Origin of the sequence: Streptomyces sp. NPDC094032, from assembly GCF_040303965.1 — a bacterium.
Lineage (GTDB): Bacteria > Actinomycetota > Actinomycetes > Streptomycetales > Streptomycetaceae > Streptomyces.
This window is the reverse complement of the sequence record NZ_JBEOUE010000027.1, coordinates 57,498-82,296: the sequence shown is the minus strand read 5'-3', so window position 1 is coordinate 82,296 and position 24,799 is coordinate 57,498. Positions and strand designations below refer to the sequence as shown.

Annotated in this window: 19 protein-coding genes; 11 read left to right on the top strand and 8 right to left on the bottom strand. The window is 71.6% G+C overall.

Annotation, left to right across the window (positions count from 1 at the left end):
* Nucleotides 1–13 precede the first annotated feature (13 nt).
* Nucleotides 14–1,228 carry a serpin family protein gene (locus tag ABTZ54_RS29665; protein WP_351668979.1) on the bottom strand — a complete coding sequence of 405 codons (1,215 nt, stop codon included), beginning with the start codon at nucleotides 1,226–1,228 and terminating at the stop codon, nucleotides 14–16.
* A gap of 57 nt (nucleotides 1,229–1,285) precedes the next feature.
* On the opposite strand from ABTZ54_RS29665, the gene ABTZ54_RS29660 reads away from it, so the two are divergent.
* The gene (locus ABTZ54_RS29660; RefSeq protein WP_351668978.1) at nucleotides 1,286–2,587 is read left to right on the top strand and encodes a DUF4190 domain-containing protein; all 1,302 of its coding nucleotides are present in this window, start codon (nucleotides 1,286–1,288) and stop codon (nucleotides 2,585–2,587) included.
* Between the two features lie 87 nt (nucleotides 2,588–2,674).
* Here the strand turns inward: ABTZ54_RS29660 and ABTZ54_RS29655 are convergent, their stop codons facing one another.
* The gene (locus ABTZ54_RS29655) at nucleotides 2,675–4,012 is read right to left on the bottom strand and encodes a glycoside hydrolase family 18 protein (protein ID WP_351668976.1); all 1,338 of its coding nucleotides are present in this window, start codon (nucleotides 4,010–4,012) and stop codon (nucleotides 2,675–2,677) included.
* 186 nt (nucleotides 4,013–4,198) lie between these two features.
* Here ABTZ54_RS29655 and ABTZ54_RS29650 point away from each other — a divergent pair, with 186 nt between their 5' ends.
* The 5 genes from ABTZ54_RS29650 to ABTZ54_RS29630 all read left to right on the top strand — a co-directional run bounded on the left by ABTZ54_RS29650 (nucleotide 4,199) and on the right by ABTZ54_RS29630 (nucleotide 9,060).
* Nucleotides 4,199–4,951 (top strand): GntR family transcriptional regulator, encoded by a 753-nt coding sequence (locus tag ABTZ54_RS29650; RefSeq protein WP_351668974.1) that lies wholly within the window; start codon nucleotides 4,199–4,201, stop codon nucleotides 4,949–4,951.
* 174 nt (nucleotides 4,952–5,125) lie between these two features.
* Nucleotides 5,126–5,305 carry an SPOR domain-containing protein gene (locus ABTZ54_RS29645; RefSeq protein WP_351668972.1) on the top strand — a complete coding sequence of 60 codons (180 nt, stop codon included), beginning with the start codon at nucleotides 5,126–5,128 and terminating at the stop codon, nucleotides 5,303–5,305.
* A gap of 19 nt (nucleotides 5,306–5,324) precedes the next feature.
* Entirely contained in the window at nucleotides 5,325–5,777 is a 453-nt protein-coding gene (locus ABTZ54_RS29640; protein WP_351668970.1) for a (deoxy)nucleoside triphosphate pyrophosphohydrolase, read from the top strand.
* 109 nt (nucleotides 5,778–5,886) lie between these two features.
* The gene (locus ABTZ54_RS29635) at nucleotides 5,887–6,309 is read left to right on the top strand and encodes an ATP-binding protein (RefSeq protein WP_351668968.1); all 423 of its coding nucleotides are present in this window, start codon (nucleotides 5,887–5,889) and stop codon (nucleotides 6,307–6,309) included.
* A 144-nt stretch (nucleotides 6,310–6,453) separates the two neighbouring features.
* Nucleotides 6,454–9,060 (top strand): SpoIIE family protein phosphatase, encoded by a 2,607-nt coding sequence (locus ABTZ54_RS29630; protein WP_351668966.1) that lies wholly within the window; start codon nucleotides 6,454–6,456, stop codon nucleotides 9,058–9,060.
* A 22-nt stretch (nucleotides 9,061–9,082) separates the two neighbouring features.
* On the opposite strand, the gene ABTZ54_RS29625 is transcribed toward ABTZ54_RS29630, so the two are convergent.
* From ABTZ54_RS29625 to ABTZ54_RS29600, 6 genes are all read right to left on the bottom strand, one after another.
* Nucleotides 9,083–9,790 (bottom strand): PspA/IM30 family protein, encoded by a 708-nt coding sequence (locus tag ABTZ54_RS29625; RefSeq protein WP_351668964.1) that lies wholly within the window; start codon nucleotides 9,788–9,790, stop codon nucleotides 9,083–9,085.
* Nucleotides 9,791–9,839: 49 nt separating this feature from the next.
* Nucleotides 9,840–11,954: a TPM domain-containing protein gene (locus ABTZ54_RS29620; protein ID WP_351668962.1), complete on the bottom strand. Its 2,115-nt coding sequence runs from the start codon at nucleotides 11,952–11,954 to the stop codon at nucleotides 9,840–9,842.
* 90 nt (nucleotides 11,955–12,044) lie between these two features.
* Entirely contained in the window at nucleotides 12,045–12,815 is a 771-nt protein-coding gene (locus ABTZ54_RS29615) for a succinate dehydrogenase/fumarate reductase iron-sulfur subunit (RefSeq protein WP_351668960.1), read from the bottom strand.
* On the bottom strand, nucleotides 12,812–14,731 hold the full coding sequence (locus tag ABTZ54_RS29610; RefSeq protein ID WP_351668958.1) for a fumarate reductase/succinate dehydrogenase flavoprotein subunit: 1,920 nt from the start codon (nucleotides 14,729–14,731) through the stop codon (nucleotides 12,812–12,814). The genes ABTZ54_RS29615 and ABTZ54_RS29610 overlap by 4 nt, the downstream gene beginning before the upstream one ends.
* 1 nt (nucleotide 14,732) lies before the next feature.
* Nucleotides 14,733–15,563, bottom strand: a complete 831-nt coding sequence (gene sdhC, locus ABTZ54_RS29605; protein ID WP_351668956.1) for a succinate dehydrogenase subunit SdhC — start codon at nucleotides 15,561–15,563, stop codon at nucleotides 14,733–14,735.
* Nucleotides 15,564–15,579: 16 nt separating this feature from the next.
* The gene (locus ABTZ54_RS29600) at nucleotides 15,580–15,807 is read right to left on the bottom strand and encodes an Rv0250c family protein (RefSeq protein ID WP_351668954.1); all 228 of its coding nucleotides are present in this window, start codon (nucleotides 15,805–15,807) and stop codon (nucleotides 15,580–15,582) included.
* 252 nt (nucleotides 15,808–16,059) lie between these two features.
* On the opposite strand from ABTZ54_RS29600, the gene ABTZ54_RS29595 reads away from it, so the two are divergent.
* The 5 genes from ABTZ54_RS29595 to ABTZ54_RS29575 all read left to right on the top strand — a co-directional run bounded on the left by ABTZ54_RS29595 (nucleotide 16,060) and on the right by ABTZ54_RS29575 (nucleotide 24,794).
* Nucleotides 16,060–18,447 (top strand): ABC transporter family substrate-binding protein, encoded by a 2,388-nt coding sequence (locus ABTZ54_RS29595; protein ID WP_351668952.1) that lies wholly within the window; start codon nucleotides 16,060–16,062, stop codon nucleotides 18,445–18,447.
* 341 nt (nucleotides 18,448–18,788) lie between these two features.
* Nucleotides 18,789–20,690, top strand: a complete 1,902-nt coding sequence (gene typA / locus ABTZ54_RS29590; protein WP_351668950.1) for a translational GTPase TypA — start codon at nucleotides 18,789–18,791, stop codon at nucleotides 20,688–20,690.
* Between the two features lie 412 nt (nucleotides 20,691–21,102).
* Nucleotides 21,103–22,740 (top strand): peptide ABC transporter substrate-binding protein, encoded by a 1,638-nt coding sequence (locus tag ABTZ54_RS29585; protein ID WP_351668920.1) that lies wholly within the window; start codon nucleotides 21,103–21,105, stop codon nucleotides 22,738–22,740.
* Between the two features lie 175 nt (nucleotides 22,741–22,915).
* The gene (locus ABTZ54_RS29580; protein ID WP_351669034.1) at nucleotides 22,916–23,848 is read left to right on the top strand and encodes an ABC transporter permease; all 933 of its coding nucleotides are present in this window, start codon (nucleotides 22,916–22,918) and stop codon (nucleotides 23,846–23,848) included.
* Complete coding sequence (locus tag ABTZ54_RS29575) at nucleotides 23,841–24,794, top strand: ABC transporter permease (protein ID WP_351668918.1); 954 nt, start codon at nucleotides 23,841–23,843, stop codon at nucleotides 24,792–24,794. Before ABTZ54_RS29580 ends, ABTZ54_RS29575 begins: the two co-directional genes overlap by 8 nt.
* Nucleotides 24,795–24,799 lie beyond the last annotated feature (5 nt).

Here is a 24,799-nt window from a genome sequence, read left to right as displayed (position 1 = left end):
GGTCTGACGCGGCTCACGAGCGGGTGAGGGGCGGTCGCCGGGATCCGGCGGCCGCCTCCCGGCTGTCCGGCAGCGCCACCCAGCCCGCCGTCAGGACCAGCCCCGAGGCGCGGTGGACGGCCAGGAAGCCGAAGGGGCGGTCGAGCTCCACGACGACGATCCTGACCGTGTACGGGGAGGGCGGCGCACCCGCGCCGACCGCGCCGAAGGCCGTCGCCGTCGCCGCCTCGAAGCCCCGCGCCGTGAACTCCGCCGTCGCCGCCTGCCGGCCCTGCCCGATCGCCAGCGGGGCGTCGGCGACACCGGGGAAGTGCCCGTGGCCGGTGTCCCGCGCGGTGGTCAGGCCGAACAGCCCGTGGTGCGCCAGCAGGTCGTGCCCGGCGGAGAGCGCGAAGGCCGGGACCGACGCCACGAGGCGCGGGTCGGGCGTCGTGCGGCGCACGGTGCGGACCTCCAGGCCCGGGCCCGGGGAGCCGGCCGGGAGCCGGTCGCCGGGGACGGCGGGGGCGCGGCCCTCCAGGACGTCGATCCCGGCGCGCAGGACGGCGCCGGACGCGGCCGCCGGCTCGCCCAGCAGGAGGTGGACGTCGACGCCGGTGTCGCCGCGCACCCGGAGCACCGTGAGCGGACCGGCCTCGGTCTCGGCGAGGGCGGCGTCGTCGAGCGCGGGCGTGGAGCGGTGCAGCCACATCACCCTCCGGCCCGACCAGGGGCCGCTCGCCATCCGGGTCGTGCGGGACCAGAACGGCTCGGTCCAGGCCGTCCGCACCGTCTGGGCCGAGGCGAGGACGAACGGCGTCTCCTCGTCCAGGGCGACCGGCAGCGCCGGGACCAGGCCGCCGGTGCGCTCGGCCGCCCAGGTGTCCAGCGTCTTCCGGTCGGCCTCGGGGTCGCCGGTGAGCCGGCCGAGCGCCGCGTCGGGCAGGCCCGCCACCCAGGAGTCGCGCAGCGGCAGGTCCGCGCGGGCCCACAGGCCGGTGGCCGAGGCCACCCCGGGGATCGCGCCGAGTCCGGCGGCCAGTTCGCGGGCCGCCCCGGCGGCCTCCTCCGCCGGCAGGCCGAGCGCGTCGGCGAGTTCGGCCCGGGCGGCTCCGGCGGCGCCGTCCGCGAGAGGGGCCAGCAGGGGCCAGACGCCCGCCGCCGACAGGACGGTGCCGGCGCCCGGCGGCAGGGCCGCCGCCCAGCGCGCCGTCATCCGGTTGACCGCCCGTACCGTTCCGCCCCGCATATCGCCCCCGTCCCCCGGACCACGTACGATGCGCGCGCCCGTTCGATTGCCCGTGCCGTGTCTGTCGCGGCCGTCGCAGTCGACGCGGCCGTCACCGTCGTCGCCGCCGTCCCCGCCGTCCCGATCAGGAGCACCGTACTCGTGGACCCGTCCCAGCCGCCCCAGGATTCTCCGGCCCCGGGGACCCCGACCCCGCCCCCCGCCGGACCGCCCGCCGGGCCGCCCTTGCCCGGACCGCCCGCGCCCGGGCCGTACGGTGCCCCCGGGCCGTACAACGCTCCGGGGCCCTACACGCCCTACGGCCCCTACGGTCCTCAGGGGCCCGGCGGCGTCGGCCCGTACGGGGAGCCCCGGCCCGGCACCAACGGTCTGGCCGTCGCCTCCTTCGTCTCCGGCATCGTCTGCTGTCTGCCGCCCCTCGGCCTGATCCTCGGTCTGGTCGCCCTGCCGCAGATCAAGAAGAAGGGACAGAAGGGCAAGGGCTTCGCCATCGCGGGCATATCCCTGTCGGCGGTGAGCTGCCTCCTGATCGCCCTCGGCTTCGCCACCGGCGGCTTCAACTCGTTCTGGGAGGGCTTCAAGAGGGGCATGGACGAGGCGGGCTCCTCCAAGTCGGCCCTCTCGCTGCGCAAGGGCGAGTGCTTCAATGTGCCCGGCGCGATGGAGTCGTACACCGCGTCCGTCGACATCGTCGACTGCGCGAAGCCCCACGAGGGCGAGGTCACCGGCAACTTCAAGATCACCGGCCATGACAAGTGGCCCGGCGAGAAGGCCCTCGACGGCCTCGCCGAGGAGCGCTGCCAGCAGATCAACGACGCGTACACGCTGGACAAGTGGGCCGTCCCGGACGACGTCTGGACCTACTACTACCTGCCGAGCAGCCTCTCCTGGAAGGGCGGCGACCGCACGGTGACCTGCACCTACGGCACCGACAAGAAGCGCTTCTCCGGCTCCCTGCGCCGGGACGGGCTTACCCTGAACGCCGACCAGCACGCCTTCCTGCTGGCCGTCAACGCGATCGACGCCGCCGTGATGAAGGAGCCCGAGGAGGACGTCGACGCCGACCTCGCGGGCAACAAGACCTGGGCCCGGGAGGTCCTGTCGACGGTCACGAGGGAGAGCCAGGGGCTGCGCACCCGCGGCTGGCCCTCCACGGCGACCCCGTCCGTGACCGAGCTGGCGGGGAAGCTGGACGCCGCCGGGAAGAAGTGGCGGAAGCTGGCCGAGGCCACGGACGCCGAGACGTTCTGGGCGGAGTACGACAAGGCCTACGACGCGCTCGACCCGACGATCGAGTCCGAGGCCCGCCGGGCGCTCGGCCTCGCCGCCACCCGCGTCCACGACAGCGAGAAGGTCTGACGGCCGCCCGCACCCGTAGGTAGGGGCCCGGTCTCGCACGAGACCGGGCCCCTTCCTGCTAGCTGTCCCCTAGGGATCTCAGGGATCTCAGCGGCGGCCGCCCAGCACACCGTTCACCGCGCTGATCAGCTCGCCGTCCGGGGTGTCCCCGTCCAGCGACCAGAACATCGCGCCGCCGAGCCCCCTGGCCCGTACGTACGCCGACTTGGTCCGCAGGACCTGCGGGTCGTCGTACGTCCACAGGGTCGTGCCGTCGAAGAGCCAGGCGTGGCCGTTGCGGCGGTCCCGGTGGACGGTGGACGCCCCCGATGCGGCCAGCTTCTTCAGAGCCTCGTAGTCCTCGGATCCCGCGCCCCAGGTGCCGGCGGCGGGGCCGGTCGCGGGCTTGCCGAGGCCGTTGCCGCCGCCGGTGACACCGGTCCAGCCCTGGCCGTAGAACGGCATGCCGACCACCAGCTTGCGGGCGGGCGCGCCGCGCCGCAGCCAGTCGTTCACGGTCTGGTCGACGCTGAAGTCGCCCTCGGGGGCGAAGAGCGCGGACTGCTGGGCCGTGGTCGACTCCCAGCTGCCGTGGAAGTCGTAGCCCTGGAGGTTGACGAAGTCGAGGTCGCGCATGATCTTCGGGACCTCGAAGCCCGCGTCGATCTTGGCGGGCGCGGTCGGCACGAACGCCGAGAGCTCATAGTGCTTCCGCTTCCGCTCGGTCTTCGCGTACGCGTCGAGCTGGGTGCGGAACTCCCGTACCAGAGCGGTGAAGTTGGGCTTGTCCTCCGGCCGGAAGACGGTGTCGGTGTCGCCCGCGGAGCCGGGCCACTCCCAGTCGATGTCGATGCCGTCGAAGAGACCGGCGGCGGCTCCCGCGCCGCCCCGGGCGCCGTCGACGGGCAGGTTGCCCTTGATGTAGAGGTCGACGCAGGAGGCGACGAGCGCCTTGCGGGAGGCGGGGGTGCGGGCCGCGTCCGAGAAGTGGGTGGACCAGCCCCAACCGCCCAGCGAGATCATGACCTTGAGGCCGGGGTGCGCGGCCTTGAGCTCGCGCAGCTGGTTGAAGTTGCCGGCCAGCGGCTGGTCCGGGGTGTCGGCGACGCCGTCGACGGATCCCGCCGCGTCGATCGGGCGCACGTAGTCGGCCCAGGGGTCGGCCTCGCCGGGGACGTTCCCGGTGAAGCACTTGCCCTCGGCGCTCACATTGCCGAAGGCGTAGTTGATGTGGCTCAGCTTGGCGGCGGTGCCGCTGGTCTCCAGGTCCTTGACCTGGAAGTTCCGCCCGTAGACGCCCCATTGGGTGAAGTAGCCGACGCGCTTGTACGCGGGCTTGGCGGGCTTCTCGTGCGTGGGGGCCGCGCCCGCTGCGGGGGCGAGGGCGGCGAGCAGGCCGAGGGAGACGGCGGCGACGGACATCCGGGAAAGGCTTCTGCGACGCATGGGGCGGAAACTATTGGTCTGGACCATCAACGTCAAGGATTCCGACGGGAGTTCGGTTGCTATACCCGCGGTAAGCGCCTGCGTAAAGGCATGTCATCACTTCGAGTGAATCCTTGGCCCATGCTTGCGGTCGCGCACCCTCGGTTGTCACTCTGTAGCTGTAAGTCAACCTGAGGGGAGTGTCCAGTGACGTTCGGTGAGCAGCCGGCCTATCTACGTGTGGCGAGCGATCTGCGGGAGAAGATCGCCAACGGCTCGCTTCCCCCGCACACCCGGCTCCCCTCCCAGGCGCGCATCCGCGAGGAGTACGGGGTGTCGGACACCGTCGCGCTGGAGGCGCGCAAGGTCCTGATGGCCGAGGGCCTGGTCGAGGGGCGTTCGGGCTCGGGGACCTATGTGCGCGAGCGGCCCGTGCCCCGCCCCATCGCCCGCTCCGGCTACCGGCCGGCCGCCGGCGCCACCCCCTTCCGGCAGGAGCAGGCCGCCGAGGGGGCGCGCGGCACCTGGGAGTCGACCAGCGAGCAGGAGCCGGCGAGCGCCGAGACCGCCGCCCGGCTCGGCATCGCGCCAGGGGAGCGGGTGATGCGCACGCGGTACGTCTACCGGGACGCGGGCGAGCCGATGATGCTCTCCACCTCCTGGGAGCCGCTCTCCGTCACCGGCCGCACGCCGGTGATGCTGCCCGAGGAGGGGCCGCTGGGCGGCTGCGGGGTGGTCGAGCGGATGGCCGCGATCGACGTGGTCGTGGACAACGTGGTGGAGGAGGTCGGCGCCCGCCCCGGCCTCGCGGAGGAGCTGCTGACCCTCGGCGGCGTCCCCGGCCATGTGGTGATGGTGGTCGAGCGGACGTACTACGCCTCCGGGCGGGCGGTCGAGACCGCCGACGTCGTCGTGCCCGCCGACCGCTACCGGATCAACTACCACCTGCCCGTGCGGTAGGCGGCGCCCATGGCATGACCACCGGCCGCCCTCCGCCGGTTACTGGCCAGATAGATGTCTCTTCGTGAAAACCCGTATCCGCTGTGTAAGGGTCAGGCGTAAGCTCCGGCATATGCGGATTGCGATTTCCTGGAGATCGTCAGAGATGCCCGGCCCGGCGGAGGGAGAAGCGCGATGAGCGACAGCGGCCCCGTCCTTCCCTGGCTGGTCATACGGCAGGACGACAACGGCAACCGCTACCGCGTCGGTCGGTACGCGACGGAGGCCGAGGCCCAGCGGATCGCCGACAGTCTCGACGACCGAGGTCACAAGCAGCTCTACTGGGTCGAGCGGATCGGCGAGCCCGCGCTCTGACCGGGTTACGCTCCGCCCCATGACCGAACGCCCCGCCCGTCCCGCCGCCCCTACCCCCGCCCCCGTGGTCGTCGTGGCCGGGGCGCTCTGCGACCGGGGGCGGCTGCTCGCCGCCCGCCGCAGCGCCCCCGCCGAGCTCGCCGGCCGCTGGGAGCTGCCCGGCGGCAAGGTGGAGCCGGGCGAGAGCCCGGAGGAGGCCCTGGTCAGGGAGCTCCGTGAGGAGCTGGGCGTCGAGACCGAGCCGGGCGAGCGGATCCCCGGCGAATGGCCGCTGAAGCCCGGCTACGTGCTGCGGGTGTGGACCGCCCGCCTGCTCTCCGGCGAGCCGCGCCCGCTGGAGGACCACGACGACCTGCGCTGGCTGGCCCGCCATGAGCTGGACTCCGTCGACTGGCTCGACCAGGACCGGCCCGCCGTCGCCGAGGCGGCCCGGCTGCTGCCCGCGATCCCCGCCGAGGGCGCGCGCGACTGAGCCCTACGCCGTTCGTGCCACCGTGCGCCCAGGCGGCCGCCCGGCGCGATATCCCACTCCGAATATCGGGTATGTGCTGATTAACCCCCCGAAATAGGACGTGGGCCTCGTGATCGACACCGAAGGCGACTGCGCCGAGTGGCACTTTCCGGCGGAGGCCAACGCCGTGCGCACGGCCCGCCACGCGGTGCGGGACACCCTGAGGGCCTGGCAGCTCGATTCGGTGATCGGTGACGTGACGATCCTGCTGGTCAGCGAGCTGGTGACCAACTCCCTGCGGTACGCGTCGGGGCCCATCGGCGTCCGTCTCGTCCGGCTCGGGCCCGACGGAACCGGCCCAGGACACGGTCCCGCGCTCCTCGTGGAGGTCTCCGATCCGCTTCCGGATGGACCCACCGAGCGCCCCGCGGGACCCGAGGACGAGGGGGGGCGCGGACTCCAGCTCGTGGCTTGTTCCGCACGTCGCTGGGGCACCCGCGCGGGCAGGACGGGGAAAACCGTGTGGTTCGAGCTGGCCCTGCCTGGTGAGTAAAGAAGGTGGGACGACGATCAGCGGGCCTCGGCCGGAGACGAACGAGACCACCCTGTGATCGTGAACGTCGTGCCGACGGGGGCCATGGTGCTGAATACTGCGGTCATGGCCGGTCCGGTGCGGTGAGCTGGAGGGGACGGTCGCGTGAGCGAGATACCTGAGACGCCGAGCGGTGTCGTGTGGCAGAGCAGCCCGCCCGGGTCGATCTACGACTACATCCGGGTCGCGTCCTTCTCGATAGGCCCCGACGGGCTCGTCGACCAATGGAGCAGACGGGCCGTCGAGCTGTTCGGCGTGACCGCCGAGGACGCCAGGGGCAAGGATCCGGTCGAGGCGTTCATGCCCGCCGACCTGCGTGAGCGCGGCCATCGCAGGGTCAGGGAGATCCTCGACGGCAAGGAGTGGACGGGCCTGGTCCCGTTCCGCATGCCGGGGGAGGACCGCCCGCACGGCATCGCCGAGATGTACGTGATGCCGAGCGAGACCGAGTCCGGTGAACGGGCCGCCCTCTGCATCGTCGTGGATGTGCGCGCGCTGCGCAGGATCGAGACCGACCTGGCCGCCTCGCAGGCCATTTTCGGCCAATCCCCGTTCGGCTTTCTCCTCTTCGGCACCGACCTGACGGTCAAGCGGGCCAACCGGCGCTTCGCCACCGTCTTCGGCGGCTCCGCCGACGACCACCGCGGCCGCACCGTCCACGACTACCTGCCCCGCGCCGAGGCCGACCGGATGACCGACGCGCTGCGCAGGGTCCTGGAGACCGGGGAGTCCGTCGCCGACCTCCAGATCGTCGGCGCCGCCCCCGGCTCCACCGACCGGCGCCAGTGGTCGATCAACCTCTACCGCGTGCACAGCGGCTCCGGCCGCCCCGTCGGCGTCGCCGGCCTCGGCATCGACGTCACCCGCCGGCACAACGCGGCCCGCGAGGCCGCCAGCGCCCGCCGCAACCTCGCCCTGCTCAACGAGGCCGGCGCCCGCATCGGCACCACCCTCGACCTGGAGGCCACCGCCCGCGAGCTGCTCGACGTCGCCGTCCCCGGCTTCTGCGACCTCGCCGCCGTCGACCTCTACCAGGGCCTGCTCACCGGGGACGAGGCCCCGCCCGGCCGCATGGGCAGCCCCCACGACGTCGGCTACGGCGCCGGCAGCGCCGAACTGCGCAGGGTCGCCGTCGCCAGCGCCGTCTCCGACCGGCGCGTCCAGATCGGCAGACCGCGGGCCGCCGGGGACGACACCGCCGCCCGGACCGCCGGGGCGGACCGGGAGATCTGCTGCGACGACGGCCCGATCGAGGTCGGCTCCGTCCACCGCTACCCGTTCAACTCGCCGTGCGCCGACGCCCTGCGCGCCGGCCGGATCCGCACCGTCCCCGGCGCGGACGGCAGCCTCGTCCAGTCCACCCTCGTCGTCCCGATGGTCGCCCACGACACCGTCGTCGGACTCGTGCAGTTCTCCCGCGCCAGGGGCAGCGAACCCTTCGGCGAGCGGGACCGGGCCCTCGCCGTCGAGCTGGCCGCCCGCGCCGCCGTCTGCATCGACAACGCCCGCCTCTACCGGCGCGAGCACGAGCGGGCCCTCATCCTCCAGCGCAGCCTGCTGCCGCCCGGCGACCCCGAGGCGGCCGGCCTCGACATCGCCTGCCGCTACCTCCCCGGCACCACCGCCACCGAGGTCGGCGGCGACTGGTTCGACGTGATCCAGCTGCCCGGCCACCGCACCGCCCTGGTCGTCGGCGACGTCATGGGCCGCGGCCTGCGCGCCGCCGTCGCCATGGGCGAACTGCGCACCGCCGTCCGCACCCTGGCCCAGCTCGACCTCGAACCCGCCGAGGTGCTGTCCCACCTCGACGAGATCGCCCGCGGCCTCGGCGCCCCCGGCGGCGCCCAGCAGTCCGCCCGCGCGCACAAGGCACGCGGCCCCGAACTCTCCGAGGTCTACCTCGCCACCTGCGTGTACGCCGTCTACGACCCGGTCACCCGGCGCTGCACCTTCGCCAACGCGGGCCACCTGCCGCCCGTGCTCGTCGAACCCGGCGAGGAGGCCCTGCTGCTCGACGTACCGCCCGGGATGCCGCTGGGCGTCGGCGGCGAGCCTTTCGAGGAGGTCGAGGTCGAGCTCCCCGAGGGCGCGCTGCTCGCCCTCTACACCGACGGGCTCGTCGAATCCCGCGACCATCCGCTCGACGAGGGCCTGAGCGCGTTCCGCAGCGCCCTCAGCGACCCCGGCCGGCCCCTGGAGGACGTCTGCGACCACGTCCTCAGCACCCTCGACACCCGGCACGGCGAGGACGACATCGCGCTCCTGATGGCCCGTATCCAGGGACTGCCCGCCGAGGCCGTCGGCGACTGGCGGCTGCCCAGGGAGCCCCGCTCCGTCGGCCGCGCCCGCGAGCTGGCCCGCGCCCAGCTGACCGCCTGGGAGCTCGAACCCCTGGTGGACACCGTCGAACTGCTCGTCAGCGAGCTCGTCACCAACGCCCTGCGCTACGGCGAGGGGGAGATCAGGGTGCGGCTGCTGCGCGACCGGACCCTGGTCTGCGAGGTGTGGGACGCGGGCCTGGTCCAGCCCCGGCGCCGCCGGGCCAAGGACACCGACGAGGGCGGCCGCGGGCTCCAGCTGGTCGGACTGCTCAGCGCCGGCTGGGGCTCGCGCCGCACCCCGCGCGGCAAGACCGTCTGGTTCGAGCTGGCGCTGCCGGACGGCGACGGCCTCGCCGAGCCGACGGTGGACCAGCTGCTCAGCATGTTCTGACCGGCCGGCCACCGGGCCCGGCTCAGCCCTTCAGGGCCGCGAGCCGGGCCTCGATCTCGGCCTGGTCGCCGAGCGCGTCCAACTGCTCGAACTGCGCGTCCAGGGAGGAGGCCGCGAGCTCCTGCTTGCCCTGGGCCCTCGCCTCCTCGCGCCGGACCTTGTCCTCGAAGCGGTTCAGCTCGCTCGTCGGGTCGAGCACGTCGACGCTCTTCACCGCGTCCATCATCCGGTTCTGCGCCTGCGCCGACTTCGCCCGCGCGACCAGCTCGTCCCGCTTGGCCTGGAGCTCGCCCAGCTTGGCCTTCATCTGCGTGAGCCCGCTCTTGAGCTTCGCCACCACCTCGGTCTGCGCGGCGATCGTCGGCTCCGCCGTCCGCGCCTCCTTCTCCGACTGGAGCTGGCGGCCCAGCGCCACCTTCGCCAGATTGTCGAAGCGGTCCGCCTCGGCCGCCTGCCCGCCCGCGCGCAGCTCGTCCCCCTTGCGGCTGGCCGCCAGCGCCTTGCCGCCCCACTCCTTCGCCGCGTCCACGTCCTCCTGGTGGTCCTGCTCCATCAGCCGCAGATTGCCGATGGTCGCGGCGACCGCCTCCTCCGCCTCCGCGATGTTGCTCGCGTAGTCGCGGATCAGCTGGTCCAGCATCTTCTGCGGATCCTCGGCCTGGTCGAGGAGCGCGTTGATGTTGGCCTTCGCGAGCTGGGCGACCCGGCCCAGGATGGTCTGCTTGCTCATGGTCGGTCTCCTTGGGATGGGACAACAGGGGGGACGCGCGAGCGCGCGGTCAGAAGCGGCCGCCGCCGCCCAGCCGGCCGCGGGTGCCCCCGCCGCCGAAGCTGCCGGGGCCGCCGCCGAAGCCGCCGCCCCCGAACCCCCCGCCGTGCCCGGCCCCGCCGTGCCCGCCCCCGCCCCGGCCGCCGCCGAACAGTCCGCCGAGGATGATGCCGCCGAGCACCGCGCCGCCGAGCCCGCTGCCGCCGATGCCGCCGGCCCCGCCCGCCCCCGTGGCCCCGCCGAGCCCGTCCGGGTTCCCGTACGTCCGGACGTCCCGCTCGGCCAGCTCCTGCGCCCGCCGGGCCAGCGCGTCCGCCTGGGACGCCTCGGACAGGGCGGTCACCGGGTCGCCCTCGGCGAGCCCGGCCGCCCGGTCCAGTCGCCGCTGGGCCTCGGCCAGCCGGGTGCGGGCCTCGGCGCCGACCGCGCCCCGGTGCGTCGTCACGTAGTCGCCGGCCGCGCCGATCGCGGACCGGGCCGTCAGCAGGGCCTGGTCGAGCAGGGCCCGGGCGCGCCGGGTGCCCGACTCGCGCTCCCTGGCCCCCTCCAGGGCCTCGTCGAGGGCGGCGTCCGCCTGTTCGACCCGGCGCAGCGCGTCGATCGGGTCGTACCGCCCCGAGTCCACGGCCGCGCGCACATCGGCGAGTACGGACTCGGCCCGGCCGATCCGGCCACGCAGGTCCGCCGTCGGCACGTCCTGGGCCGTGCCCTGGAGCAGTCCGCGGGCGTCGGCCAGGTCGGCCTCGGTCTCGGCGAGCGCGCCCGGCAGCCCGCCGACCGCCTCCGCCAGCTCCTTGGCCCGCCGGTCCACCGCCTCGATCAGCCGGGCCGCCTGGTCCACGGCGCCCTCGGCGGCCCGGATCTGCACGGCGGCGGCGCCGTTGTCGCCCGCGTCGAGGTGCTGCCGGGCCTGGTTGACGGTGGCGGTGGCGAAGACGAGCCGGTCCTTGGCCTGCTCGACGTCGCCGGAGACCGGGGCCGCGGCGGACTCGGTGTACCGCTCGCGCATCGCGGCGAGCGCCGCCTGCGCCGTGCCCATCCGGCCGGTCTGCTCACGGAACGCCGCCTCGACGGCCGCCAGGGCCGCCGGGGCGTTGTGCTCCAGGGCGCGCAGCCGGTCGAAGTCCTCGGACTCGGCGTCGAGCCGGGCGTTCACGTCGGCGCAGCGCCGCAGGATCTCCTCCAGCATCGAGCGGCGGGTGGCGTCGTCCTCCGGGAACGCGTCGTCGAGCTGCTGGCGCAGCCGGAACGCGGCCGTCAGCTCGCCCTCGGCGTACCGGACGGCCGCGGTGAACGGCTCGGCCGCCTCGTCGCCGAACTGGGCGGTCGCGAAGCCGAGCTCCTCGGTGCTGGTGCGGACGGCGTCGTCGGTGGCGACCAGCGCCTGCCGCGCCTGGCCGTCCAGCTCCTCCAGGGTCGGCCCGGCGGGCGCCTTCGGCGGGCCCCAGCCCGGGGCGGCGCCGGGCGGCGGCGTGCGGGGGCCCGCCTTGCGGCGGCGCCTGCTGTACGCGTACGCCGCCACCGCGCCTGCGCCGCCGACCAGGACGACGGGCAGGACGAGGTCGCTCGCGGAGGTGGAGCCGGTGGAGCCGGTGCCGGGGTCGGCGGGGCCCGGGGTGACCGCCGGGGTGGGCACCGGCTGTCCGGCGAGGACGGCGGCGTAGCCGTTCGCGGCGCCGATCGCCGCGCCCGCCCAGTCGTTCTGCCGCAGGGCGGGCTCGATCGCGGTCCTGGCCACGTCGTCGAGCTGGGCCTGCGTGAAGCGCGAGTCGGGGTCGGCGGAGTAGCCGTACCGCCGGTCGTGGGTGGCGACGGCGAGCAGGACGTCGTCGCGGCCGAGACCGTTGCGCTCGGCGGTGGCGTCGGCCCAGCCCTGGGCCGGGCGGCCGGAGAAGTCCCGTACGTACACGACGAAGAGCTGCACCCGGCGGGCCTCGTAGAGCGCGTCGAGGGCCCGCACCACCTCGGGCCGCCGGTCGCCCAGCGCTCCCACCCGGTCGGTGATCTGCCCCTCCCGCTCCAGCGTGACCGGGTCGTCGGCGCGGGCGCCGGGGACGGCGGGCACGAGCAGCCACACCACCGCCACCAGCGCCGCGAGCAGGGCTCGGCTGGCTGTTCGCGTCACAGGAGCGAGGCTATGTCCGGTCCGCACCCGCCGCGACCGGGCCGCCCCGGGCGCCGTGGCCGGTGCCCTACGCCTGCGCTAGCCGGTGCCCTACGCCTTCCTGCGCCGGATCCGGCTCCCCAGCCACACCACCGGGTCGTACTTCCGGTCCACCACCCGTTCCTTCATCGGGATCAGCGCGTTGTCCGTGATCCGGATGGATTCGGGGCACACCTCCGTGCAGCACTTGGTGATGTTGCAGTAGCCGAGGCCGTGCTCGTCCTGGGCGGTGCGGCGGCGGTCCAGGCCGGTCTCCTCGGCGGCGTCGAGGGGGTGCATGTCGAGTTCGGCGATCCGCATGAGGAAGCGGGGCCCCGCGAAGGCGGCCTTGTTCTCCTCGTGGTCGCGGACGACATGGCAGGTGTCCTGGCACAGGAAGCACTCGATGCACTTGCGGAACTCCTGCGAGCGCTCGACGTCCTCCTGCCGCATCCGGTACTCGCCCGGGGCGAGCCCGGGAGGCGGGACGAAGGCCGGGATCTCCCGTGCCTTCGCATAGTTGAAGGAGACGTCCGTGACCAGGTCGCGGACGACGGGGAAGGCGCGCATCGGGGTCACCGTGATGGTCTCCTCGCGCGTGAAGACCGACATCCGGGTCATGCACATCAGCCGCGGCCGCCCGTTGATCTCGGCCGAGCAGGAGCCGCACTTGCCGGCCTTGCAGTTCCACCGCACGGCGAGGTCCGGGGCCTGGGTGGCCTGGAGGCGGTGCACGATGTCGAGGACCACCTCGCCGTCGTGCACCTCCACGGTGTAGTCGGTGAGGTCACCGCCGTCCGCGTCGCCCCGCCAGATCCGGAAGCGGGCCTGGTACGTGCTCATGACTCCAGCTCCTCCGCTGACAGGTACTTGGCCAGCTCCGCCCGCTCGAAGAGCGCCAGGAGATCGGCCCTGATCGGTTCGGTGCCCACCCGTTCCAGGGCGATCCCGCGGTCCGCCGTCCGGCACAGCAGGTTCACCGGGCGCCAGGAGCGGTCCATCGCCGGGTGGTCCTCGCGGGTGTGGCCGCCCCTGCTCTCGGTGCGCTCCAGGGCCGCCCGCGCCACGCACTCGGAGACCAGCAGCATGTTCCGCAGGTCCAGGGCCAGGTGCCAGCCGGGGTTGAACTGCCGGTGGCCCTCCACGGCGACCCGGTCGGCGCGCTCGCGCAGCTCCGCGATCCGCTCCAGCGCCTCGGCCATCTCGCCCTCCCGGCGGATGATCCCGACGAGGTCGTTCATCGTCTGCTGGAGCTCCTGATGGAGGGTGTACGGGTTCTCCGCGGCCGTCGCGCCGGTCCCGGCGGCTCCATCGAAGGGGGCCAGGGCCTCGGCCCGCGCCGCGGTCACGGCCTCCTCGGACACCTGGCCCGCGCCGCCCTCCGACGCGTACTCCGTCGCGTGCTCCGCCGCGTGTTCCGCCGCGTGCAGCCCCGCCCGGCGGCCGAACACCAGCAGGTCCGACAGCGAGTTGCCGCCAAGCCGGTTGGAGCCGTGCATCCCGCCCGCGACCTCACCGGCCGCGAACAGACCCGGGACGCCGACCGTCGCCGCCGACTCGGAGTCGACGGCCACCCCGCCCATCACGTAGTGGCAGGTCGGCCCGACCTCCATCGCCTCGGCCGTGATGTCGACGTCCGCCAGCTCCTTGAACTGGTGGTACATCGAGGGCAGCCGGCGCCGGATCACCTCCGCCGGCATCCGGGTCGACACGTCGAGGAAGACCCCGCCGTGCGGGGAGCCCCGCCCCGCCTTGACCTCGGAGTTGATCGCGCGGGCCACCTCGTCGCGCGGCAGCAGCTCGGGCGGGCGGCGGTTGTGCTCGGGGTCCTCGTACCAGCGGTCGCCCTCCTCCTCCGACTGCGCGTACTTCTCCTTGAAGACCTCGGGGACGTAGTCGAACATGAAGCGGCGGCCCTCGGAGTTCCTGAGCACCCCGCCGTCGCCGCGCACCGACTCGGTGACGAGGATGCCCTTCACCGACGGCGGCCAGACCATCCCGGTCGGGTGGAACTGCACGAACTCCATGTTGACCAGCGGCGCCCCCGCGAGGAGCGCGAGCGCGTGCCCGTCGCCCGTGTACTCCCAGGAGTTGGACGTCACCTTGAAGGACTTGCCGATCCCGCCGGTCGCGAGGACCACCGAAGGCGCCTCCAGGACGAAGAAGCGGCCGGTCTCCCGCTCGTAACAGAAGACGCCGCCGACCCGCTCCCCGGCAGCGTCCTTGAGGACCCGGGTGACCGTGCACTCCTGGAAGACCTTCAGCCGGGACTCGTACTCCCCGGTCTCCCGGAAGTCCTCCTGCTGGAGGGAGACGATCTTCTGCTGGAGGGTGCGGATCAGTTCGAGCCCGGTCCGGTCGCCGACGTGCGCCAGGCGCGGGTACTCGTGGCCGCCGAAGTTGCGCTGCGAGATGCGCCCGTCGGGCGTCCGGTCGAAGAGCGCGCCCCAGGTCTCCAGCTCCCACACCCGCTCGGGCGCCTCCCGCGCGTGCAGCTCCGCCATCCGCCACTGGTTGAGGAACTTCCCGCCGCGCATGGTGTCGCGGAAGTGCACCTGCCAGCTGTCGTGGGGATTGGCGTTGGCCATGGAGGCGGCGATGCCGCCCTCGGCCATCACCGTGTGGGCCTTGCCGAAGAGGGACTTGCAGATCACCGCGGTACGGGCGCCCCGGCGCCGCGCCTCGATCGCCGCGCGCAGCCCGGCGCCACCGGCGCCGACCACGATCACGTCCCACCGCTGTCGTTCCACAGGACTCATCTCAGAAGAACCTCGGGTCGTCGAAGGCACCGGTGGCGAGCAGGTACACGTACAGGTCGCAGACGGCGACGCTGATCAGCGAGGACCAGGCGAGCAGCATGTGACGCCGGTTCAGCCGGCCCACCCAGGTCCACAGCCGGTAGCGGACCGGGTGCTTCGAGAAGTGCCGCAGCCGCCCGCCCACGACATGCCGACAGGAGTGGCAGGAGAGGGTGTACGACCAGATGAGCGCGATGTTGACGACGTACAGCACCGTCCCGAGCCCCGCGTGGCCCCAGGCGTAGGAGGAGTCCCGGAAGGTGAGCACGGTGTCGTACGTGAGGATTCCGGCCACCGGGAGCGCCAGGTAGAAGAAGTACCGGTGCGCGTTCTGGAGGATCAGCGGGAGGCGGGTCTCGCCGGTGTACGCGCGGTGGGGTTCGGCGACCGCGCAGGCCGGGGGAGAGGCCCAGAAGCCCCGGTAGTACGCCTTGCGGTAGTAGTAGCAGGTCAGCCGGAAGCCGAGCGGGAAGACCAGGATGAGCAGCGCGGGGGACAGGCCCCACCAGCTCCCGAAGAGCGCCCAGTTCGGCCCGCCGCGCATGGGGACGCAGTTCTCCGCGAGGCACGGCGAGTAGAACGGCGACACATAGGGGGCGGCGTAGTAGTCGGCGTTGGCGAAGGCCCGCCATGTCGAGTACGCGACGAAGGCGAGCAGTCCTGCGGCGGTGACGGCGGGCGCCAGCCACCAGCGGTCGGTGCGCAGATGGCGGGCGGCGAGGGCGGCGCGCCCCGGGGAGCGCACCCCCGTCGCGGCTTCGTTTCTCGTCGGGGGTCGGGTACCTGTGGCCAACAGGGTCTCCTCGGCTCTACGGCGCGTGGCGGTCGCGTGCTCCCAGGCCCTCGTCGTCGGTGTCGGTCCACTTCTGGGCGTCGTACGGGGTGTCGGGGATCGTCACCATGCTCTCGGCACGGCCCCCCGTCGGGACCTTGGGCGCGCCCCGCTCGACTCCGACGCGGTGTTCCAGCTCTTCGACCGTGTGTTCCAGGTCTTGCAGGCGGCGCTTGACGGCTGCGAGATCGTCCTGAACGGACATGGCTGCCCTCACCTTCCGGAGCGCGGGACACACGCGAGAGTGTCGCGCGTCACATCCCGCTTGTGAAGCCGTGTGCACGGGATTCCACTCGTCCGGAGCGTCCCGGTCCTCCGGAGGTTGGGCCGCACGAGTGGGGTTTGCCGTCCGTGCCGCCGTGTCGCCGTGGCCGGATCCGCTCCGTCCATTTCAGTGTATGAGCAATAGGTGTGATCATCTCCAAATGGCATAAAACTGGACGAAGGGGTACAAGTCATGTCCCAGGTCGGCGCCCCTCGCGGGAGGACATGCTCCAGGAGCCCCCGCTCCCGCACGCTCCGTTCCGTAGCCACCCTCAGCAGTGCCGTGCTCGCCCTCGCCGTGCTCTCCGGATGCGGCTCCGGCGACAGCGCCGACGAGAACCCGGCCGCCGCCCAGGACAACGCGCCGGCCGGCCGCGACCAGGTCGCCGACGGAGGGACCCTGCGCTGGGCCGTCGACGCGCTGCCCACCACCCTCAACGCCTTCCAGGCCGACGCCGACGGCGCCACCAACCGCATCGCCGGAGCCGTGCTCCCCGCCCTCTACACCCTCGACGGCCGGGGGCGGCCGCAGCAGAACCCGGACTACCTGGAATCCGCCCAGGTGGTCGAGACCGAGCCGAAGCAGGTCGTCCTCTACAAGCTCAACCAGCAGGCGGTCTGGAGCGACGGGCGCGAGATCGGCGCCCCGGACTTCGTCGCCCAGTGGCGGGCGCTCAGCGGCCGGGACACCGCCTACTGGACCGCGCGCAACGCCGGCTACGAGCGGATCGAGAAGATCGAGCGCGGCAAGAACGACCTGGAGGTACGGGTCACCTTCGGCAAGCCGTACGCCGACTGGCGGTCGCTCTTCACCCCCCTGTACCCGAAGCAGGTGATGGGTTCCCCCAGCACCTTCAACGACGGCGCGCGGGCCACCCTGAAGGCCACCGCAGGACCGTTCCTGCTGAAGACGGTGGACCGGAAGACCGGTGACATCACGCTCGCCCGCAACCCGCGCTGGTGGGGCCAGACGGCCAAGCTGGACTCCCTCGTCCTGAAGGCCGTCCCCCGCGCCGACCGGGCCGCCGCGCTCGCCGCGGGCAAGCTGGACCTGGCCGAGATCGACCGTTCCGCCGCCGACCGGATCGCCCTCGCGGTACGGGACGCCCAGGCGGGCCGCACCGGGGGGCAGGCCCTCACCCACGGGCCCGGCGCCGGGATCACCCCCGCCGCCGCCCTGCGCTCCTGGGCCCTGGCGCACGGCTCCGACGAGGAGAAGGCGGCCGAGGTGCAGGCCGCCCGCGAGAAGAACCAGCAGGCCATCGCGCGGTACGCGGCCGAGCAGGACGGTCTGGCCCGGTTCGTCGTCCGCAAGTCCCTGGAGCCCGCGTACACCCAGCTCTCCCTCAACGGGGAGTCCGGCGCGCTGTCCGACGAGCGGGTCCGCCGGGCGGTGGCCCGCGCGATCAACCGCCAGGAGCTCGCCGAGACCGTGCTCAAGCCGCTCGGCCTCCCCGCCAGGCCCCCGGGCAGCCACCTGGCGCTCGCCGGGCAGGCCGCCTACGCCGACAGCAGCGACGCGCTCGGCGACCAGGACACCAAGGAGGCGCGGGCGCTCCTCGCCGACGCGGGCTGGGTGCCGGGCGGCGCGCTGAAGAAGCCGGCCGGGGCGAAGGCGGGCAGCACCGCCACGCAGAAGGAGAAGGAGAAGCAGAAGGGGCAGGAGGAGGGCGCCGAGAAGGAGGGGAAGGACGGCGAGGCCGGCCCCGGGCGGAAGAAGGAGAGCGACACCGCCTCCGACGACGGCCTCTACGTCGTCGGCGACGACAAGCCCGGCGCGCGTCCGGCCGCCCCGCCGCTCGGCCCCACGGGCCCGGAGGACGGCATCGAGATCCTCGCCCCCGCCCCCGCCGCCGCCTTCCAGAGCGCGGCCCTGCTCCGCCAGGCCGAGGCGCTGGACACCGGCAGCGGCGCGCGGGCGCGCACCGCGTCGGAGGCCAAGGGCGCGGCCGGCGCCTACGCCCCGCGCGGCTCCGCCGCCCCCGCGGTCGTGGACGCGGCCTCGCAGGCGCTGGGCAAGGACGGCAAGCCGCTCAGCCTCCGCTTCGTCCTGCCCTCGGGGCCGGGCTCGGAGTCGCTGCGGGCGGTCGGCGACCGGATCGTCCGGATGCTCGACGCGGTGGGCATCCGTACCGCGGTGACCAAGGTCTCCGACGAGAGCTTCTTCAAGGACCACATCGCCTCCGGCGACTACGACCTGGCCCTGTACTCCTGGCCCGCCAGCGCCTTCCCGGCGACCGACGCCCGGCCGATCTTCGCCAAGCCGGAGCCCGCCTCGGACGGCTCACTGATGGTCGAGCAGAACTACGCGCGGGTCGGCACCGACCGTATCGATCAGTTGTTCGATCAGGCGGCGGGCACCCTGGACGAGGACGAGGCCCGCGACCTGGTCCGCCAGGCCGACGCCCGGATCTGGGCCGCGGCCGGTTCCATCCCCCTCTACCAGCGCCCCCAGCTGGTCGCGGCCAAGAGCGACGTGGTGAACGCCGGCGCCTGGGGCCTGGCCGCCCCGCGCTACCAGGACATCGGCTACAAGAAGCCCGCGTCCGCACAGGGACCGGAGCGCAACACCCGCAAGTGAGCGCAATACCCTAAAGCCGCCGAAAGTCCAAGTCGCAAGCTCAGAAGCAGCTCAAGTTCCTTGCCCGCCGGTGATCCCGGCGGGCAGGATCGCGTCGGCCCCTTGACCCGGCCGCACGACCTCCTCGCCGTATGTCCACGCGGCGGACCACACCCATGCCAGGCGCCTCCCCAGGCACCCCGGCACCAGCGAAACCCCCCAGTAGAACCCCTCGGATCCCGGGTGGGGAAGCCCCTTGCACGGCAGCCCCGTACCATAGGACATAGCCGTGGCGCGTCCGCCCGGCGGGCGTAAGAGGAACTGACGCCGCATCCCACGATCCGAGAGAAGCGCAAGCACCCATGCCCACGCGCCACGACATCCGTAACGTTGCCATCGTCGCCCACGTCGACCATGGCAAGACGACCATCGTCGACGCCATGCTCAAGCAGGCCGGTGCCTTCGCCGCCCACCAGCAGCTCGACGACCGCATGATGGACTCGAACGACCTGGAGCGTGAGAAGGGCATCACGATCCTCGCCAAGAACACGGCGGTGAAGTATCACCCCAAGGACGGCGGGGCCCCGATCACGATCAACATCATCGACACCCCCGGCCACGCCGACTTCGGTGGCGAGGTCGAGCGCGGTCTGTCGATGGTGGACGCGGTCGTCCTCCTCGTGGACGCCTCCGAGGGTCCGCTCCCGCAGACCCGCTTCGTGCTGCGCAAGGCCCTCCAGCAGCGCAAGCCCGTCATCCTCTGCATCAACAAGACGGACCGCCCGGACTCCCGGATCGACGAGGTCGTCAACGAGACCTACGACCTCTTCCTCGACCTGGACGCCGACGAGGACCAGATCGAGTTCCCGATCGTCTACGCCTGCGGCCGTGACGGCATCGCCTCGCTGACCAAGCCGGAGAACGGCACCGTTCCCGCGGACAGCGACAACCTGGAGCCGTTCTTCAGCACCATCCTGGAGCACGTCCCGGCCCCGTCGTACGACGAGGAGGCCCCCCTCCAGGCGCACGTCACCAACCTGGACGCCGACAACTTCCTCGGCCGTATCGCGCTGCTCCGCGTCGAGCAGGGCGAGCTCCGCAAGGGCCAGACGGTCGCGTGGATCAAGCGTGACGGCACCATCTCCAACGTCCGCATCACCGAGCTGATGATGACCGAGGCGCTCACCCGCAAGCCGGCCGAGGTCGCGGGCCCCGGTGACATCTGCGCCGTCGCCGGTATCCCCGACATCATGATCGGCGAGACCCTGGCCGACCCGGAGAACCCGATCGCGCTGCCGCTGATCACGGTCGACCAGCCGGCCATCTCCATGACCATCGGTACGAACACCTCGCCGCTCGTCGGCCGTGGCGGCACCGGCAAGGGCGCGGACGCCAAGTCCGCGGTCAAGCAGCGCAAGGTCACCGCCCGCCAGGTCAAGGACCGTCTGGACCGCGAGCTGATCGGTAACGTCTCGCTCCGCGTCCTCGACACCGAGCGTCCGGACGCCTGGGAGGTCCAGGGCCGTGGTGAGCTCGCGCTCGCCATCCTGGTCGAGCAGATGCGCCGTGAGGGCTTCGAGCTCACCATCGGCAAGCCCCAGGTCGTCACCAAGGAGGTCGACGGCAAGACCCACGAGCCCGTCGAGCGCCTCACGGTCGACGTGCCCGAGGAGCACATGGGTGCCGTCACCCAGCTCATGGGCGTCCGCAAGGGCCGCATGGACAACATGTCGAACCACGGCTCCGGCTGGGTCCGCATGGAGTTCGTCGTCCCGTCCCGCGGCCTCATCGGCTTCCGTACGGAGTTCCTGACCAACACCCGCGGTACGGGCATCGCCCACTCGATCCACGAGGGCCACGAGCCGTGGTTCGGCACGCTGACGACCCGTAACAACGGTTCGCTGGTCGCCGACCGCGCCGGTGCGGTCACCGCCTTCGCGATGACCAACCTCCAGGAGCGCGGTGTCCTGTTCACCGACCCCGGCACCGAGGTGTACGAGGGCATGATCGTCGGCGAGAACTCGCGCTCCGACGACATGGACGTGAACATCACCAAGGAGAAGAAGCTCACCAACATGCGCTCCTCCTCCGCCGACTCCTTCGAGGCGATCGTCCCGCCCCGCAAGCTGTCCCTGGAGCAGTCCCTGGAGTTCTGCCGCGACGACGAGTGCGTCGAGGTGACCCCGGAGGCCGTGCGCATCCGTAAGGTCATCCTGGACCAGAACGCGCGTGGTCGCGCCTCCTCGCGCGCCAAGAACGGCTGACGCGACGCCTGACCGAAGGGCCCGGCCCCCCGCCTGAAGAGGCGGGGGGCCGGGCCCTTCTTCAACGTTTAGTCAAGTTCATTACGGAACCCCACTGTCCGGATATCGGTCGTCGCTCTCCGGAACGTGTGTTAACGGTCCGTTTCGTCGGTGTCTGTCTGTGCTCGCTTTGTCCGGATTTCGGTCTTCGGTGGCTTGGCGATGTTGTCAAACCGAGACCACTTAAGTGTGGTTTACGGCCCGGACGTACTTAATAGTTGGCTCCATTGAGCTCGGGTCAATGGGTCACGCACTGTGGGGAGTGCCGACTCACGAGCACACTCGGGGCACTTGAGTGCAACGCCGTCAGGGGTGTCGGCAGAACTCGAAGTGCCCCTCTTGTAGTGACAAGTGGACTCATGAGGAGGAACCCATGCGCGGTGCCAAGAGCGCCAAGTGGGTAGCGGGCGCGATCGTCGTCGCCCTGGCAGCGACCGCCTGTGGCGGGGGTAAGAGCGACGGCGGCAGCGACGCCAAGGGCGCTGTTGACCCGAACGGCATCTTCTCCATCGAGCTGGGTGAGCCTGAGAAGCCCCTGCTCACCGGCGACACGATGGAGTCCAACGGCTCCGCCGTCATGGCCGGCCTGTTCTCGACCCTGGTCGACTACAAGCCGGACGGCTCGCTCGAGATGATCAACGCCGAGTCGGTCACCACGACGGACTCGAAGACGTGGACCGTCAAGCTCAAGCCGGGCTGGACCTTCCACGACGGCACCCCGGTGACCTCGAAGTCCTTCGTGGACGCGTGGAACTGGAACGCCAACGTCAAGAACGCTCAGGGCCTCTCGTCCTGGTTCGAGGACGTCAAGGGCTACGAGAACGTCCACCCCGAGGGCGAGGGCGCCAAGCCCACCTCGGACAAGATGGACGGCCTCAAGATCGTTGACGACAACAGCTTCACGATCGAGCTGAAGAAGCCGGTTCCGTACTTCGCGCACAAGCTGGCGTACATCGTCTTCGCCCCGCTGCCGGAGTCCTTCTACAAGGACCCCAAGGCCGGCGGCGAGAAGCCGGTCGGCAACGGTCCCTACAAGTTCAAGTCGTGGGACCACAAGAAGCAGATCGAGATCACCCGCTTCGACGGCTACAAGGGCCCGAACAAGGCGAAGAACGGCGGTGTGGTCTTCAAGAACTACACCACCCTCGAGGCCGCGTACGAGGACCTGAAGTCGGGCAACGTCGACGTTCTGCGTCAGCTCGCCCCGAAGGACCTGCCGGTCTACCGCCAGGACCTCGGCGACCGCGCGGTCGACCAGGCGTACTCCGCGATCCAGACGATCGCCGTCGCCTTCTACGCCGACCAGTGGAAGAAGCCGAAGCAGGTCGACCCGAAGGTCATCCAGGGCCTGTCGATGGCGATCGACCGTGCCACCATCACCAAGACGGTGCTGAACGGTACGCGTGAGCCCGCGACCGGCTGGGTCGCCAAGGGCGTGCTCGGCTACCAGCCGAACGCGGTCGAGGTCACCAAGTTCGACCCGACCAAGGCCAAGGACCTGATCAAGGCCGGCGGCGGTGTCCCGGGCAACAAGATCTCCATCCAGTACAACGCGGATGGCGGTCACAAGGAGTGGGTCGAGGCTGTCTGCAACAGCATCACCCAGTCCACCGGCGTCCAGTGCGTCGGCGACGGCAAGCCGGACTTCCAGGCCGACCTGACCGCTCGTAAGACGAAGCAGGTCAAGTCGCTGTACCGCTCCGGCTGGGTGCTCGACTACCCGGTGAACGCCAACTTCATCTCGGACCTGTTCCGTACGGGTGCGGGCGGCAACCAGGGCGACTTCTCCAACAAGGAGCTGGACGCCAAGATCGCGGCGGCCGACTCGGTCAAGACGCTCGACGAGTCGGTCAAGGCGTACCAGGCCATCGAGAAGGACCTGGTCAACTACATGCCGTCGATCCCGCTCTGGTACTACAAGGTCAACGCGGGCTACTCGGAGAAGGTCACTGGCGTGGCCTACGGTCAGGACGGCGACCCGATCCTGACCGGCGTCGAGGTCAAGAAGTAATCACCCAAGCGTAGTCCGCTCGCCGCAGCGCGGGGCTGACGGATCGTCAGCCCCGTCTCGGTGCCTTACGCAGTGGCTGGGGGGCCCTTCCGCGACATCAGCATGCCCGCACGCGGGCATGCTCTGTCGAGGGAGGGCCCGTCGGCTGCGGCCGTCACATCTCAACGGAGGCATGATGGGGCGCTATGTCGCACGACGACTGCTCCAGATGATCCCGGTTTTCCTCGGGACAACCCTGCTGATCTTCCTCATGGTGCACAGCCTGCCCGGTGACCCCGTGCTGGCCATGTTCGGTGACAAGGGCGCGGATCCCGCGACCCTCGCCGCGAAGCGTCATGAGCTGGGTCTCGACAAGTCGCTGCCGGAGCAGTACTACGTCTATATGCGGGACATGATCCTGCATTTCGACTTCGGTACCCAGATCCGCAACGGCCGACCGGTCACCGAGGTGCTGGGTGAGGCGTTCCCCGTCACGCTCCAGCTGGCCTTCCTGGCCTTCACGTTCGAGCTGATCTTCGGTATCGGCCTCGGCATCATCGCCGGTCTGCGCGCCGGCCGCCTGGCCGACAACGCCATCCTGATCTTCACGCTGCTGATCATCTCGATCCCGGTCTTCGTGCTCGGCTTCCTCATCAAGATGCAGTTCGCGTTCAACCTGGGCTGGATCGCGCCGAACGTGTCCACCGAGGTGAACTGGGACGAGCTGATCGCCCCGGCCATCGTGCTCGGTGGTCTCTCGCTCGCCTACGTGGCGCGCCTGACCCGGACGACCATGGCGGAGAACCTGCGCGCCGACTACATGCGCACGGCCATCGCCAAGGGCCTGCCGAAGCGCCGCATCATCGGTGTCCACCTGATGCGCAACTCGATGATCCCGGTGATCACCTTCCTGGGTACGGACATCGGCGCCCTCATGGGCGGTGCGGTCGTCACCGAGAAGATCTTCAACATCAAGGGCGTCGGCGGTCTGATCGCCGAGTCGATCTCCCGTCGCGAGGGCGGCACCCTGGTCGGCCTCGTCACGATCCTGGTGATCGTCTACCTCCTCACCAGCCTTCTCATCGACCTGCTGTACGCGGTCCTGGACCCGAGGATCCGTTATGCCTGACGTGACCAAGACCGCGGCCGCCGTCGACAGCGCCGTCGCCTCCCCCTCTGCCGACGCGCCCGTCCAGGCCTCGAAGCCGGAGAAGGCCCGCAGCCTCTGGGGCGACGCGTGGTCCGACCTGCGCCGCAACCCGTACTTCATCATCTCGGCAGTGATGATCTTCTTCCTGCTGCTGATCGCCTTCTTCCCGAGCATGTTCACCAGCGCCTCGCCGACCAGCGGTGACCTGGTGAAGCACTTCCTGGGCAAGCCCGAGCTGAGCCACATCGGTTCGCCCGAGTGGCTCGGTTACGACGGCCAGGGCCGTTCCGTGTACGCCCGACTGATCCACGGCACCCGTGCCTCGATCATCGTCGGCGTCTGCGTCACCCTGATCGTCACGATCTTCGGCGGCCTCGTCGGCATGATCGCCGGCTACTTCGGCGGCTGGCTCGACGCGCTGCTCTCCCGGATCACCGACGTCTTCTTCGGCATCCCGTTCCTGCTCGGCGCCATGGTCGTGCTCCAGTCCTTCACCGAGCGCACGGTCTGGGTCGTCGTCGGCGCGCTGGCCTTCCTCGGCTGGACCCAGATGGCCCGCGTCATGCGCGGTGCCGTGATCACGGTCAAGCAGGCCGACTACGTCCACGCCGCCACGGCGCTGGGCGCCGGCACCACGCGGATCCTGTTCCGGCACATCCTGCCGAACGCCATGGCCCCGCTGATCGTCGTCGCGACCATCTCGCTCGGCGGCTACATCTCGGCCGAGGCGACCCTGTCCTACCTGGGTCTGGGCCTCGCCTCCCCGACCGTCTCCTGGGGCGTCGACATCTCCACCGCCGTCGACCAGATCCGAGTGTCCCCGCACATCCTGCTGTGGCCCTCGATCATGCTGAGCATCACCGTGCTGGCATTCATCATGCTCGGCGAAGCGGTCCGCAACGCCCTCGACCCGAAGATGCGCTGAGGAGG

Coding starts and splice junctions, on each gene's coding strand:
- ABTZ54_RS29665 (WP_351668979.1), bottom strand. CDS start 1,228: ATGCGGGGCGGAACGGTACGGGCGGTCAACCGGATGACGGCGCGCTGG.
- ABTZ54_RS29655 (WP_351668976.1), bottom strand. CDS start 4,012: ATGCGTCGCAGAAGCCTTTCCCGGATGTCCGTCGCCGCCGTCTCCCTC.
- ABTZ54_RS29645 (WP_351668972.1), top strand. CDS start 5,126: ATGAGCGACAGCGGCCCCGTCCTTCCCTGGCTGGTCATACGGCAGGAC.
- ABTZ54_RS29640 (WP_351668970.1), top strand. CDS start 5,325: ATGACCGAACGCCCCGCCCGTCCCGCCGCCCCTACCCCCGCCCCCGTG.
- ABTZ54_RS29625 (WP_351668964.1), bottom strand. CDS start 9,790: ATGAGCAAGCAGACCATCCTGGGCCGGGTCGCCCAGCTCGCGAAGGCC.
- ABTZ54_RS29615 (WP_351668960.1), bottom strand. CDS start 12,815: ATGAGCACGTACCAGGCCCGCTTCCGGATCTGGCGGGGCGACGCGGAC.
- ABTZ54_RS29610 (WP_351668958.1), bottom strand. CDS start 14,731: ATGAGTCCTGTGGAACGACAGCGGTGGGACGTGATCGTGGTCGGCGCC.
- ABTZ54_RS29600 (WP_351668954.1), bottom strand. CDS start 15,807: ATGTCCGTTCAGGACGATCTCGCAGCCGTCAAGCGCCGCCTGCAAGAC.
- ABTZ54_RS29595 (WP_351668952.1), top strand. CDS start 16,060: ATGTCCCAGGTCGGCGCCCCTCGCGGGAGGACATGCTCCAGGAGCCCC.
- typA (WP_351668950.1), top strand. CDS start 18,789: ATGCCCACGCGCCACGACATCCGTAACGTTGCCATCGTCGCCCACGTC.
- ABTZ54_RS29585 (WP_351668920.1), top strand. CDS start 21,103: ATGCGCGGTGCCAAGAGCGCCAAGTGGGTAGCGGGCGCGATCGTCGTC.
- ABTZ54_RS29580 (WP_351669034.1), top strand. CDS start 22,916: ATGGGGCGCTATGTCGCACGACGACTGCTCCAGATGATCCCGGTTTTC.
- ABTZ54_RS29575 (WP_351668918.1), top strand. CDS start 23,841: ATGCCTGACGTGACCAAGACCGCGGCCGCCGTCGACAGCGCCGTCGCC.